15 protein-coding genes and 1 tRNA gene are annotated in these 12,922 nt (G+C 69.2%); 10 read left to right on the top strand and 6 right to left on the bottom strand.

The features are described from left to right. Positions 1 to 4 precede the first annotated feature (4 nt). Together RHOOR92_RS0114490 and tatA are read left to right on the top strand one after the other, a co-directional pair. On the top strand, positions 5 to 664 hold the full coding sequence (locus RHOOR92_RS0114490) for a nitrous oxide reductase accessory protein NosL (protein ID WP_027490585.1): 660 nt from the start codon (positions 5 to 7) through the stop codon (positions 662 to 664). A 14-nt stretch (positions 665 to 678) separates the two neighbouring features. Next, positions 679 to 879, top strand: a complete 201-nt coding sequence (gene tatA / locus RHOOR92_RS0114495; protein WP_015448330.1) for a twin-arginine translocase TatA/TatE family subunit — start codon at positions 679 to 681, stop codon at positions 877 to 879. Positions 880 to 916: 37 nt separating this feature from the next. On the opposite strand, the gene dapE is transcribed toward tatA, so the two are convergent. From dapE to dapD, 4 genes are all read right to left on the bottom strand, one after another. Continuing rightward, complete coding sequence (gene dapE, locus RHOOR92_RS0114500; protein WP_037115590.1) at positions 917 to 2,065, bottom strand: succinyl-diaminopimelate desuccinylase; 1,149 nt, start codon at positions 2,063 to 2,065, stop codon at positions 917 to 919. A 70-nt stretch (positions 2,066 to 2,135) separates the two neighbouring features. Beyond that, entirely contained in the window at positions 2,136 to 2,633 is a 498-nt protein-coding gene (locus tag RHOOR92_RS0114505) for a DUF2165 domain-containing protein (protein ID WP_027490587.1), read from the bottom strand. A 1-nt stretch (position 2,634) separates the two neighbouring features. Next, the gene (locus tag RHOOR92_RS0114510) at positions 2,635 to 2,991 is read right to left on the bottom strand and encodes a Spx/MgsR family RNA polymerase-binding regulatory protein (protein WP_027490588.1); all 357 of its coding nucleotides are present in this window, start codon (positions 2,989 to 2,991) and stop codon (positions 2,635 to 2,637) included. Then, positions 2,988 to 3,815, bottom strand: coding sequence for a 2,3,4,5-tetrahydropyridine-2,6-dicarboxylate N-succinyltransferase (dapD, locus tag RHOOR92_RS0114515; RefSeq protein ID WP_007507650.1), 828 nt, complete (start codon positions 3,813 to 3,815; stop codon positions 2,988 to 2,990). Before dapD ends, RHOOR92_RS0114510 begins: the two co-directional genes overlap by 4 nt. 234 nt (positions 3,816 to 4,049) lie before the next feature. Here dapD and RHOOR92_RS0114520 point away from each other — a divergent pair, with 234 nt between their 5' ends. After that, positions 4,050 to 4,328 (top strand): hypothetical protein, encoded by a 279-nt coding sequence (locus tag RHOOR92_RS0114520; RefSeq protein WP_015448333.1) that lies wholly within the window; start codon positions 4,050 to 4,052, stop codon positions 4,326 to 4,328. A gap of 86 nt (positions 4,329 to 4,414) precedes the next feature. Next, entirely contained in the window at positions 4,415 to 4,738 is a 324-nt protein-coding gene (locus RHOOR92_RS0114525; protein ID WP_015448334.1) for a hypothetical protein, read from the top strand. A 99-nt stretch (positions 4,739 to 4,837) separates the two neighbouring features. Here RHOOR92_RS0114525 and RHOOR92_RS0114530 read toward each other — a convergent pair. Next, positions 4,838 to 4,912, bottom strand: a tRNA-Val gene (locus RHOOR92_RS0114530). Positions 4,913 to 5,000: 88 nt separating this feature from the next. Beyond that, the gene (gene uvrB, locus RHOOR92_RS0114535) at positions 5,001 to 7,025 is read right to left on the bottom strand and encodes an excinuclease ABC subunit UvrB (protein WP_007507644.1); all 2,025 of its coding nucleotides are present in this window, start codon (positions 7,023 to 7,025) and stop codon (positions 5,001 to 5,003) included. Positions 7,026 to 7,178: 153 nt separating this feature from the next. Between uvrB and RHOOR92_RS0114540 the strand changes: the two genes are divergently transcribed. The 6 genes from RHOOR92_RS0114540 (at position 7,179) to RHOOR92_RS0114565 (ending at position 12,899) form a co-directional block, all read left to right on the top strand. Continuing rightward, on the top strand, positions 7,179 to 7,739 hold the full coding sequence (locus RHOOR92_RS0114540) for a GspH/FimT family pseudopilin (RefSeq protein WP_231378398.1): 561 nt from the start codon (positions 7,179 to 7,181) through the stop codon (positions 7,737 to 7,739). Positions 7,740 to 7,849: 110 nt separating this feature from the next. After that, positions 7,850 to 8,611 (top strand): glucose 1-dehydrogenase, encoded by a 762-nt coding sequence (locus RHOOR92_RS0114545; RefSeq protein WP_027490590.1) that lies wholly within the window; start codon positions 7,850 to 7,852, stop codon positions 8,609 to 8,611. A gap of 25 nt (positions 8,612 to 8,636) precedes the next feature. Beyond that, on the top strand, positions 8,637 to 9,074 hold the full coding sequence (locus tag RHOOR92_RS0114550; protein WP_027490591.1) for a universal stress protein: 438 nt from the start codon (positions 8,637 to 8,639) through the stop codon (positions 9,072 to 9,074). A 37-nt stretch (positions 9,075 to 9,111) separates the two neighbouring features. Next, positions 9,112 to 11,640 (top strand): cation-translocating P-type ATPase, encoded by a 2,529-nt coding sequence (locus tag RHOOR92_RS0114555; protein WP_027490592.1) that lies wholly within the window; start codon positions 9,112 to 9,114, stop codon positions 11,638 to 11,640. A 207-nt stretch (positions 11,641 to 11,847) separates the two neighbouring features. Further along, positions 11,848 to 12,477, top strand: coding sequence for a TetR family transcriptional regulator (locus RHOOR92_RS0114560; RefSeq protein ID WP_007507631.1), 630 nt, complete (start codon positions 11,848 to 11,850; stop codon positions 12,475 to 12,477). A 2-nt stretch (positions 12,478 to 12,479) separates the two neighbouring features. After that, a complete protein-coding gene (locus RHOOR92_RS0114565) occupies positions 12,480 to 12,899 on the top strand; it encodes a hypothetical protein (protein WP_027490593.1) in 420 nt (139 codons plus the stop codon). Positions 12,900 to 12,922: the final 23 nt, after the last annotated feature.

The raw sequence follows: 12,922 nt of genomic DNA on the forward strand, positions 1-12,922 counted from the left end.
GCGCATGCACCCGTTGCCGTTGACCGTCATCCGCCGAGCCGGCTTCATGCTCGCGCTGGTCCTGCTCGCCGGCTGCAGCGGCCACCCATCGCCCGCCAAGCCCGCGGTCGATACCCACGCGGACGACACCTGCGCCGTCTGCGGCATGTACCTGGACGGCTCGCCCGGCCCGCGTGCGGAAGCCTGGGTCAGTGGCCGCGCCAAGCCGCTGGTGTTCGATTCCACCCGCGACTTTTTCGCCTACGTGCTGCAGCCGGAGAACCTGTCCGCGCTGCAGGAACTGTACGTGCAGGACAGCGCACGCATCGACTGGCAGCAGCCCAGCCACGCCGCGGTCAGTTTCATCGACGCGCGCCGTGCCTACTACGTGGCCTGGCAGCCGCTGCCCGGCTCGATGGGACCGACCCTGGCGCCGTTCGCCAGTCACGCGGCGGCGGAAACCTTCGTGCGTGAACATGGCGGCGCCGTACTCGCTTTCGACGAAGTCACGCCCGCGCTGGTGGCCACGCTGGACTACCGCTGCCCCGCCCAGGCCGCCGGCCGTCACGGCGCGCCGCAATGCCTGGCTCCGGCCGCGCCGTCCCTCGGCCTGTCGGCCCATCCGCAACCCGCGTTTCCGCCGGCGTCGCCACCGCCGCCGGCTCACCCACACCCACATCCGTAACGGGAATCCGGAACATGCTCGGACTGAACAGTTTTTCGCACTGGATCGTGCTGCTCGTACTGGTACTGCTGGTGTTCGGCACCGGCAAGTTGCGCCATGCCGGCCGCGACCTCGGCAGTGCCATCGCCGATTTCCGCAAGGGGCTCAAGGGCGGCCCACCGGGCGACACGTTGCCGGCGGCACGGTCGGATGCCGGCGACGAGCCGAGGCCCTGATGCGCTGACCCTTCCTGCGCGAAGCCCGACACAGGGGCTAGCCGGATCGGGTCCCGGTCAGCAGCCGCTCGCACACGGCACGGTACAGCCGCGGCAGCAGTTCCAGCTCATCCAGCGCCACGCACTCGTCCACCTTGTGGATGCTGGCGTTGACCGGGCCCAGCTCCACCACCTCGGCGCCGAGCGGCGCGATGAAGCGGCCGTCCGAGGTGCCGCCGCCGGTGCTTTGCTCGGGATCGATGCCGCACAGCTCACGGCATACCGCCACCACGACTTCGCGCAGCACGCCGCCGGGCGGAGTGAGGAACGGTTCGCCGGACAGGTTCCAGTCCAGCGCGAAGTCCACGCCGTGCCGCTGCAGGATCGCCTCGGTGCGCGCGCGCAGGTCGTCGGCGCGGCTGGCGGTGCCGTAGCGGAAGTTGATCAGCGCGGTGAGTTCGCCGGGAATCACGTTGTTCGCGCCGGTGCCGGCGTTGAGGTTGGAGACCTGGAACGAAGTGGGCGGGAAGTCGGCGTTGCCTTCGTCCCAGCGCGTGGCCGCGAGTTCGGCCAGCGCGGGGGCGAACGCGTGGATCGGATTCGACGCCTTCTCCGGATAGGCCACGTGCCCCTGCACGCCGCGCACGACGAGCGTGCCGGAGAGCGAGCCGCGGCGTCCCACGCGGATCAGGTCGCCCAGTGTTTCCTTCGCCGACGGCTCGCCCACCACGCACCAGTCGATGCGCTCGCCGGTGACGCGGAAGCGTTCGGCCACCTTGCGCACGCCGTCGAGGTTGGTCGGGCCTTCCTCGTCGCTGGTCAGCAGCAGGCCGACCCGGCCGCGATGGTCGGGATGCGCCGCCGCGAACTGCTCCAGCGCCACCACCATCGCCGCCACCGAGCCCTTCATGTCGGCGGTGCCGCGGCCGTATAGACGGCCATCACGCACGGTCGGCTCGAACGGCGGACTCTGCCACGCCGCTTCCGGGCCGCTGGGTACCACGTCGGTATGACCGAGGAAGATCAGCGTGGGACTGCTCGCGCCGTGGGTGGCCCACAAGTTGTCTACCTCGCCGTGGCGCAGGTATTCGATGGCAAAGCCGGCACGCGCCAGCCGCCCACCGACCAGCGGCAGGCAGCCGGCGTCCTCCGGCGTCACCGAACGGCGGCGGATCAAGTCACGGGCGAGTTCGAGCACGTCGGACATGGGATTCACGGAACGGGCGGCAGGCGGCAGGCGCCGGCGCAGCATAGCAAGCGCGGCGGAACGTGCGCCCTCACTCGTCGCACTCCCCATCGCGCTGGCCCAGGAAGAGCAGCGCGGCCAGCAGCACCACCACGAAGCGGAACGCACTGGCCAGGCCGTTCCATTGCGTGGACATCCACATGCCGAACCATTCGCCGCCGATCGCCATGAAGCCGCCCAGCCACAGCAGCACGCCGAGCGTGAGTCCGGCCACGGCGGGCCGCATGGCACGCCGGAACGTCGCCGCAGGCGTGCGGCGCGCGTGCCACAGGCGCCAGGCGCCGGCGCCGCACAACGCGGCGGCCAGCGTTTCGGCGGCAATGATCAGCGCGTAGGCGGCGTGCTGCAGCAGCGGCGCGTGGATCGCGCGGTAGTGGATGGCGGCGTCGGGGAAGATCGAATCCATCGCCAGCACGTGCTGCACGAAGGCGAGGTTGCTGCCGTAGTCGGTAAGGTTGCCGAACGCGACCAGCCCCAGCCACAGCGCGATCGTCGCCACCAGCGCGATCTTCGAGAGGCGCAGCGTCATGTCAACGCCCGAACAGCTTCTTGAAGCCGTTGTCGCTGAAGCCCACGCTTACCGTGCCGTCCGGCAGCAGCACCACCGGACGGCGGATCAGCGCGGGATATTCCTTCAGCAGCAAGGTCCACTCCGGGTCGCTGCCGGGGTTCTTGCGTTGCGGCAGCAGGTTGCGCCAGGTGGTGGAGGACTTGTTGACCAACTGCTCCCAGCCGCCGAGCTGCGCCACCCAGTCTTTCAGCGTCGCCGCCGGCACCGGGGTGGCGCGGTAGTCGACGAAATCGTGCGCCACGTCGAAGCGGGCCAGCCAGTTGCGCGCCTTGCGGCAGGTGTCGCAGGTCGGCAATCCGTACAGGGAGGGTTTCATTCGCCGCTCCTGAGCAAGTCGTTGATGCTGGTCTTGCCGCGGGTCTTCGCGTCCACCTGCTTGACGATGACCGCCGCGTACAGGCTGTGACTGCCGTCCTTCGCCGGCAGGCTGCCGGCGACCACCACACTGCCGGCCGGCACCCGGCCGTAGCTGACCTCGCCGGTCATGCGGTTGTAGATACGGGTGGACTGGCCGAGGAACACGCCCATGCCGATCACGCTGCCCTTCTCCACCACCACGCCCTCGACCACTTCCGAGCGCGCGCCGATGAAGCAGCCGTCCTCGATGATGGTGGGGTTGGCCTGCAGCGGCTCCAGCACGCCGCCGATGCCGACGCCGCCGGACAGGTGCACGCCGGCGCCGATCTGCGCGCAGGAGCCGACCGTGGCCCAGGTGTCGACCATGCTGCCAGCGCCGACGTAGGCGCCGATGTTGACGTAGCTGGGCATCAGCACCGCGTCCTTCGCGATGTGCGCGCCGCGGCGCACCAGCGCGCCGGGCACCACGCGCGCACCGAGCTGCTGCAGTTCGGCGTCGTTGCCGTGGGCGAAGCGCAGCGGCACCTTGTCGAAGGCCTGCGCCGGGCCGCCGTCGACCACGCGGTTGTCGTTGATGCGGAAGTACAGCAGCACCGCCTTCTTGAGCCACTGGTTTACCGTCCAGTCGCCGTGGCCGTCCGGCTCGGCGACGCGGCGCTCGCCCGATTCGAGCAGGTCCAGCACCTGGCCGATGGCCGGCCGCAGGTGGGTCTCGATTTCGGCCTGGGTGAGCGCATGGCGACGCTCGAAGGCGTCGTCGATCAGGGTTTCGATGGCTTGCATGGGACTCGTTCGCTTGGGGCCGGGACGGCGGCCACGGCAGGGTTCGGCCATCCGCGATGGCGGGTGCGCCATTCTTCCACAGCCGGCCCGCACGCCGCGAATCGGAGCCCGGCCAGGCGGGGGCGCAAGATTCCATTTTCACCGCGCCAAGACGAGAGCCGTGCCCATCATGCGCCAAGGCCCGCGACCGCCCCGCGGCGCCCCTCCGCCAACCCGCCCCGGGGGGATCACGACATGCGCGAACAGATCAACGAGGGTTCCATGGTTTTCATCGCCGACGGCAGCGAAGGCATCGGCTCCGTCCGCGAGATCCGGCACGGGCTGCCCGAGCTGCTCGTCTACATCGAGAACGCCGGTGATTTCGTGGTGCCGATGTCGGCCGTCAAGGCGATCCACTCCGGCAAGATCGTCCTGGACTTCGACCACCTGGACCTGCGCCTGCGCAACGCCATCCGCCATGCGCGCGATTCGGAGGACCCGAACTACATCTCACCTTCGTCGGAGGATGAATAGGGAATGTACCCGTCGGCCCGTCGCCGGCGGCAAGCGCGGGTTTGCCGATACGATGGGGCTTTCCGTGGAAGGGTCGCTCGCGCCGCATGACCGACAAAGACGAGGACGGGCTCAACCGGCAACTCGACCGTTTCGAGCGGGAACTGCCGCCAGGCATCGGCCGCAGCCTGCGCTGGTTGCGCGAACCGTCGGCGCGCTGGGTACGCCTTCCAGTGGGGTTGCTGCTCATCGGCGGCGGCATCTTCAGCATCCTGCCGGTCCTGGGCCTGTGGATGCTGCCGCTCGGCCTGCTGCTGCTGACGCAGGATCTGCCCTTCCTGCGCCGCCCGATGCGACGCGCGCTGCTGTGGGCGGAACGGCGCTGGGTACGGTGGAAGCAGTCCCGCCGCCCGCCGCAAGGCAGGGACTGAAACCCGTTTCCCGATGGGTATATGGTTCGTTTGCGTGTTGGTTGCGTGCCAAAAAGCAAAAAGGCCACCCGGTAAAGATGGCCTAAGTGCTTGATATATTGGTGGGCGGTACAAGGATCGAACTTGTGACCCCTACCATGTCAAGGTAGTGCTCTACCGCTGAGCTAACCGCCCGTATCGCGCTTGACCAGCCACGCGAGCCGCGCAGTATACGGCAGCCGCCGGTGCTCGACAATATCCCGCCGGCCATGCCGCTGCCGGCTCAGCGCAAGGCCTGCTCGCGCAACTGGTGGATCTGGTCGCGCAGGCGAGCCGCATCCTCGAACTCGAGGTTCTGCGCGTGCTTGTACATCTGCGCCTCCAGCTTCTTCAGCAGGCCTGCCGCCTGCGGCGCGCTGAGTCCCGCGTAATCGGCCGCCTGTTCGGCCACGGCAGCGCGCCCGCGCGCGGATGACTTGCCGCCGCGGCGATTGCCGACCTCGCTGCGCGCGCCTTCCATGATGTCGGCGATGCGCCGCACGATGGTGGTCGGGGTGATGCCCTGCTGCAGATTCCACGCCACCTGTTTCTCGCGGCGGCGGGCGGTCTCGCCCATCGCCGCCTGCATCGAGCGGGTGACGTTGTCGGCGTACAGGATCGCCTTGCCGCGCACGTTGCGGGCAGCGCGGCCGATGGTCTGGATCAGCGAACCGGTGGAACGCAGGAAGCCTTCCTTGTCGGCGTCGAGCACCGCCACCAGCGACACCTCGGGCATGTCCAGCCCCTCGCGCAGCAGATTGATGCCGACCAGCACGTCGAATTCGCCCAGACGCAGGTCGCGGATGATCTCGCTGCGCTCGACCGTCTCGATGTCCGAATGCAGGTAACGCACCTTCACGTCGTGCTCGGCCAGATATTCGGTGAGATTCTCGGCCATGCGCTTGGTCAGCGTGGTGACCAGCACGCGGTCACCGATCGCCACGCGCTTGTGCACTTCGCTGAGCAGGTCGTCGACCTGGGTGCGCACCGGACGCACCTCGACTTCCGGGTCGACCAGGCCGGTCGGGCGCACCACCAGCTCGGTCACCGCGTCGCCGGATTTGTGCAGCTCGTAATCGCGCGGCGTAGCGGAGACGTAGATCGCGCGCGGCACGCGTGCCTCCCATTCCTCGAAGCGCAGCGGCCGGTTGTCCATCGCCGACGGCAGGCGGAAACCGAACTCCACCAGGGTTTCCTTGCGCGAGCGGTCGCCCTTGTACATCGCGCCCAGCTGCGGCACGGTGACGTGCGACTCGTCGACCACCAGCAGCCCGTCGGCCGGCAGGTAGTCGAACAGCGTGGGTGGCGGCTCGCCCGGCGCGCGCCGGGTCAGGTGGCGCGAGTAGTTTTCGATGCCCTGGCAGTAGCCCACCTCGGCCATCATCTCCAGGTCGAAGCGGGTGCGCTGTTCCAGCCGCTGTGCCTCGACCAGCTTGTTTTCGCGATACAGATATTCCAGCCGCTCCTTCAGCTCGACCTTGATCGTCTCGATCGCGTTCAGCACGCTCTCGCGCGTCGAGGCGTAATGCGTGCGCGGATAGACCGTGTAGCGCGGTATCTTGCGGATCGTCTCGCCGGTGAGCGGGTCGAACAGCGCCATGTCCTCCACTTCGCCGTCGAACAGTTCGATGCGCAGCGCCTCGGTTTCCGATTCGGCCGGGAACACATCGATGATCTCGCCGCGTACGCGGTAGGTACCACGGCGCAATTCCATCTCGTTGCGGGTGTACTGCAGCTCGGTCAGCTGGTGGATCAGCTTGCGCTGGTCGATCCGCTCGCCCTTGGCCAGGATCAGCCGCAGGCTCAGGTAGTCCTCCGGATTGCCCAGGCCATAGATCGCCGACACCGTGGCCACGATGATCGAATCCCGCCGCGACAGCAGCGCCTTGGTCGCCGACAGCCGCATCTGCTCGATGTGCTCGTTGATCGAGGCATCCTTCTCGATGAAGGTGTCCGACGCCACCACATAGGCTTCCGGCTGGTAGTAGTCGTAGTAGCTGACGAAGTACTCCACCGCGTTGTGCGGGAAAAACTCGCGGAACTCGCCGTACAGCTGCGCGGCCAGCGTCTTGTTCGGCGCCATCACGATGGTCGGGCGCTGCACCCGCTCGATCACGTTGGCGATGGTGTAGGTCTTGCCCGAACCGGTGACGCCCAGCAGGGTCTGCGCGGCCAGGCCGGCCTCGAAACCTTCGGTGAGGCGGGCGATCGCCTGCGGCTGGTCGCCGGAAGGCTGGTAGGGGGCGACGAGTTCGAAGCGGTCGGTCATCGGCTACAGATGTGGGTGGGATGGCGCATTTTAAATCGCCCCTGCTGACAGCACGCGTCAGCAGGCACCGACACCCGGATGGCGGGCGGACGGCTGCCCGGACGAAGGCCGCGCCCTAGCATGCCTCTCCGGGACCACGCAGGAGGCGATGCCGTGTCGGTGTCAAGGAATCCCAGGCCGCTGCGCCGGCAACGCGGAGTGACCCTGATCGAGCAGATCATGGTGCTGGCCATCATCGCGTTGCTCATCGGCATCGCCGCGCCGCCCTTGCGGCACCTGCTGAGCCGCAACACGCTGCGGGTCGCCCAGACCGATTTCATCGCCGTCCTGCGGCACGCCCGCGAGACGGCAGTGATGAGCGGCAAACGCACGCTGCTGTGTCCCACCCGGGACGGCAGCCGCTGCAGCGATACCACCAGCTGGGAGAGTGGCTGGCTGCTCGGTCGTGACGGCGACGGCGACGACCAGCCCGACGGCAGCCCCTTGCGCGTCGGCAGCGGCTACGAGGGCAAGCTGCTCATTCGCAGCAGCAGCGGCCGGCATGTCGTGCGCTTCCGCCCCGACGGCAGCGCCAGCGGCAGCAATATCACCCTGCTGTTCTGCCAGCCGTCCCGCGCAGCCGACGCCCTGGCCGTGGCGGTTTCCAACGCCGGTCGTATCCGCGGCGCGCCCGCCAATACCGCCCAGGTCGCCAGCTGTGCCCAGCTGAACTGAGCCATGGCGGCGCCATCCGCATGACGGCATGGCATTCCCTTGACTCCGATCAACACCCGGGCGCGCCGCTGCGCACATGCTGTGCTCCGACTCCCCGAGCAGGCATGCCCATGGACAGACTGAGCGGCAAGGTGGCGCTGGTGACCGGCGCAGCCATGGGCATCGGTGCGGCCTGCGTGCGCCGCCTGCTGGAAGCGGGCGCGCGAGTGGCCCTGGTCGACCTGCACGACGGGCCGGGGCAACAGCTGGCGGCGGAGTTCGGCGACGCCGCACGCTACTTCCATGCCGACGTCTCGGTGGAAGCCGAGGTAGCCGCGGCGGTCGCCGCCACCGTAGCCGCGTTTGGACGGCTGGACGTCCTGATCAACAACGCGGGCATCGCCGGCGCGAACAAGCCCACCCACGAGCTCAGCGAGGCCGAATGGGACCGGGTACAGGCGATCAACGTGAAGGGCGTATTCTTCTGCACCAAGCACGCGATCGCGCCGTTGCGCGCAGCCGGCGGCGGCAGCATCGTCAACCTGTCGTCGATCTACGGCCTGGTTGGCGCGGCCGACTCGCCGCCCTACCATGCGTCCAAGGGTGCGGTGCGGCTGATGAGCAAGACCGACGCGATGCTGTACGCCGCCGATCGCATACGGGTCAATTCGATCCACCCTGGCTTCATCTGGACGCCGATGGTGGAGCAGCACATCGCCTTGATGGGCGGCGACCCCGCACAGCATCGGCGCGAAACCGGCGCACTGCATCCGCTGGGCCACATGGGTGAGCCGGACGACATCGCCTGGGGCGTGGTCTACCTGGCTTCCGACGAATCGAAATTCGTGACCGGCAGCGAGCTGGTCATCGATGGCGGGTATACCTGCCGCTGATCTTCCCGAGCAAGAGGAGTTCACCATGTTCAAACACATCCTGCTGCCCACCGACGGTTCCGAGCTGTCCATGCGGGCGGTCGACACCGGCATCGAGCTGGCCGCCAAGCTCGGCGCCCGCGTGTATGCGTTCCACGTCATCGCCCCCTTCCCTGCCTCGGTCTACTTCGCCGAGTTCGTCGTGGCCAACGAGCCGAGCTATACCCGCGAAGCCATCGCCAACGGCGAACGCTACCTGGCCGACGTGCGCCAGCGTGCGCAGGCTGCCGGGGTTCCGTGCGAGGGCAGCTACGAGATCGACGCCCGCCCCTATTCGGCCATCGTCGGCGCCGCCCGCAAACAGCAGTGCGACCTGATCGTGATGGCCTCGCACGGCTGGCGCGGCTTCGACCGCCTGCTGCTGGGCAGCGAGACGCACAAGGTGATCCTCAACGGCGATTTGCCGGTGCTGGTGTGCCGCTGAGCGGCGATACCGGCGGGGGCGGTCAGCGAGTCGACGCATGAGCGAAGCACCCCCCCGACTGGCCGGCCGTCCCGGCCTCGATCCGGCCGAGGCCGCGCGGCGGCTGGCCGAACATGGCCCCAACCTGCTGCCGGGCAGCACGCCGAAGAGCCTGTTCGGGATCGTCCGCGGCGTGCTGACCGAACCGATGTTCCTGATGCTGCTGGTCGCCGGCGGTCTGTACCTGGCACTGGGCGACCGGGCCGAAGCGGCGTTCCTGCTGTCGGCTGTATTCGTGGTCATCGGCATCACGCTGATGCAGGAACGCAAGACCCAGCGGGCGCTGGAGTCATTGCGTGAGCTGTCCGCGCCGCGGGCGCTGGTGCTCCGCGGCGGCGAGGAAATCCGTGTGCCCGGTCGCGATGTGGTGGTCGGCGACCTGCTGGTCTTGCACGAGGGCGACCGCATCGCCGCCGATGCGCTGCTGCTGGACGGCCACCTGGACGTCAACGAGTCGCTGCTCACCGGCGAGGCGGTGCCGGTGACCAAGCTGCCGGGTGCGGAGGCCGGCCAGCTGTTCGCCAGCACCGTGGTGACCAAGGGTGTCGGCGTCGCCGAGGCCCATGCCGTCGCCGGATTCACCGCGGTCGGCCGCATCGGGCAGGCGCTCAGCACCACCGTCGAACCCGTCTCCGGCCTGCAGCTGGCTTCGCGCCGGCTGATCCGCCAGCTCGCCACCGGCGGACTGCTGCTGGCCACGGCGTATGCGCTGCTCGGCTGGCTGTGGGACGGCCACGGCCTGCTGCAGAGCGTGCTGGCCGGCATCGCGCTGACCATGGCGATCCTGCCCGAGGAGATCCCGGTGATCCTCACCGTGTTCCTCGCACTCGGCGCGTGGCGGATATCCCGGCACAAGGTGCTGACCCGCCGCATACCCGCGGTGGAAACGCTGGGCGCGATCTCGGTGCTGGCGGTGGACAAGACCGGCACGCTGACGCAGAACCGCATGCAGGTGGCCGAACTGGACCTGGTCGGCGACACCTTCCGCGACGCCGGCGCCGACGAGCTGCCCGAGCCGTTCCACGAGCTGGTCGAGTTCGCCATGCTGGCGACGCCGGCCGATCCGTTCGACCCGATGGAAAAGGCGATCCAGCAGTTCGGGCTGGGTTGGCTCACCGACACCGAACACGTGCACGCCGAGTGGGCGCCGGAATTCGAATACGCGCTGTCGCCGGACATCCTGGCAATGACCCGGGTGTTCCGCGGCGACGCGCGCGACGCGCACCTGCTGGCCACCAAGGGCGCGCCGGAGGCGGTGATCGACCTGTGCCATCTGGACGCCGGGCAGGCCGCCGCGATCCTGCAGCGGGTCGAGGCAATGGCCGAGCGCGGCCTGCGCGTGCTCGGCGTGGCGCGCGGCGAGTGGCAGGGTGCCGCTTGGCCGCGCGGCCAGCACGACTTCGACTTCCGCTTCCTCGGCCTGCTGGGCTTCGTCGACCCGCCGCGCCCGGAAGTGCCGGCGGCGATCGCCGAATGCCGCGGTGCCGGCGTGCGCGTCATCATGATGACCGGCGACCACCCGGCCACCGCGCGCGCCATCGCGCGCGAGGTGGGGCTGAGCGAACGCGCCGAAGTGATCACCGGCGCGGAGTTGGCCATGCTGGACGACGCCGCGCTGGGCGAGCGCCTGCGCCACGTCGACCTGTGCGCGCGGCTCCAGCCCGAACAGAAACTGCGTCTGGTGCAACTGCTGCGCGCAAACGGCGAGGTGGTGGCGATGACCGGCGACGGCGTCAACGACGCACCCGCGCTGAAGGCCGCCGACGTCGGCATCGCGATGGGCGAGCGCGGCACCGACGTGGCGCGCGAGGCGGCGGCGCTGGTGCTGCTGGACGACAGCTTCGCCAGCATCGTCAGCGCGATCCGCCAGGGCCGGCGCATCTACGACAACATCACCAAGGCCACCCGCTTCGTGTTCGCCGTGCACATGCCGATCATCGCGTTGGCGCTGGTGCCGACCCTGCTGCACTGGCCGGTGCTGCTGATGCCGGTGCACATCGTGCTGCTGGAGCTGTTGATCGACCCGGCCTGCTCCGTGGTCTACGAGGCCGACCCGGCCGCGGACGACATCATGCAGCGGCCGCCGCGTGTGCCGTCGGACTCGCCGTTCGCCGCCGCCAACCTGCGCTACGCGGTGATCCAGGGGCTCGGCTTTGCCGGCCTGCTGCTGCTCGGCTACGGTCTGCTGCTCGGTCAGGGCCTGGACGCGGCGCAAAGCCGCAGCGCGGTGTTCATCGCGCTGGTCGCCGGACTGTTCCTGCTGACCCTGGCCAATCGTGACCTGTCCCGCCCCGCCTTCAGTCGCATGCCGGCGCGCAACCCCTGGCTGCCGCGGATGTTCGGCGCGGTGGCGCTGATGCTGGCGGCCGTGGTCGGGCTGCCGTTCCTGCGCGGCGTGATGGGCTTGGCGGTGCCGGGCGCACTCGCCCTGCTCGCCACCGCCGGCATGCTGGCCGCCACCGTCGTCTGGCTGGAACTGCTGCGCCGCGCGGCACCCGGCGTGGCGCGAAAGGCCACGGCGCGCTGAGACGGCCACGTCGCGCCGCCGAGGGTGCGGGCTCCCGCGCGCCAGCGCCGCCCTGTCCGGGCCGCCCGGTTCGCCGCGGGGCACGAGCATGCCGCCCCCTGCGGCGGCGCGAGCCGGCACAACCTGCCCAATGAAAGCCGCGTCACTCCCGTTGACAACCGCTCCGGTTTGCGTAAGATAGTAACTAATTACTTACTGAAACGAGCCATGGCCACGAACATCCCACGCAAACACCTGCCGGCGGACGAGCGCCGCGCGGTCACCGTCGAGGCGGTCGTCAAGCTGGCCGCCGAACAGAACCCCAGCGAGATCACCACCGCGGCGATCGCCACCTCGATGAAGCTGACCCAGGGCGCGCTGTTCCGCCACTTCCCGAACAAGGACGCGATCTGGCAGGCGGTGATGGAATGGGTCGCCGACCATCTGCTGGCGCGGGTGGAGCGCGCCGCGCGCGACGCCGCCAGCCCGCTGGCCGCGCTGGAGGCGATGTTCATGGCGCACATCGGCTTCGTCGCCGAACACCCGGGCGTACCGCGCATGCTGTTCGGCGAGCTGCAGCGGGCCGAGGACACGGCCGCCAAGCGGATGGTGCAGACCATGATCCGCCGCTACGGCGAGCGCCTGCGTGCGTTGATCGAGGAAGGCCAGGCCGCCGGCGAACTGGACCCGCAGCTGGACCCGGCCGCAGCGGCCACGCTGTTCATCGGCAGCATCCAGGGCTTGGTGATGCAGGCGCTGCTGGCCGGCGACACCCGCCACATGCGCAAGGAAGCGGCGGGTGCGTTCGCGATCTACCGCCGCGGCATCGCGCGCGCCGCCCGCCGGTCGAGGACATGAAGATGACGGCTCACCCGCAACACCGCGTCTGGATCCGGCTGATGTCGCTGCTTGCCATCGGCTTCGGCCTGCTGACGCTCAGGGAAGGCGGCGCAGTCCTGTTCGTGGACGGCGCCGCGCGCCAGGCCGCCGGCCATTACGTGCCGTTCGTGCTCTGGTTCAATTTTCTGGCCGGGTTCGCCTACGTCGTCGCCGGCGTCGGACTGTGGCTGCGCCGTCGCTGGGCGGCGTGGCTGGCGCTCGCCATTGCACTAACGACGGCGCTGGTCTTCCTCGCCTTCGGCTTGCATGTGGCCTTGGGCGGTGCGTGGGCGCATCGCACGCCGGTCGCCATGACCCTGCGCACGCTGGTATGGCTCGGCATCGCGGTCCTGGCCCGGCGTTCGTCGGCGAGCGCCGTGTCGGTGGCGCATACGCGCTGAATACCTCCTCTCACGTGGAAAAC

The sequence above is a fragment of the Rhodanobacter sp. OR92 genome (assembly GCF_000427545.1).
Lineage (GTDB): Bacteria > Pseudomonadota > Gammaproteobacteria > Xanthomonadales > Rhodanobacteraceae > Rhodanobacter > Rhodanobacter denitrificans.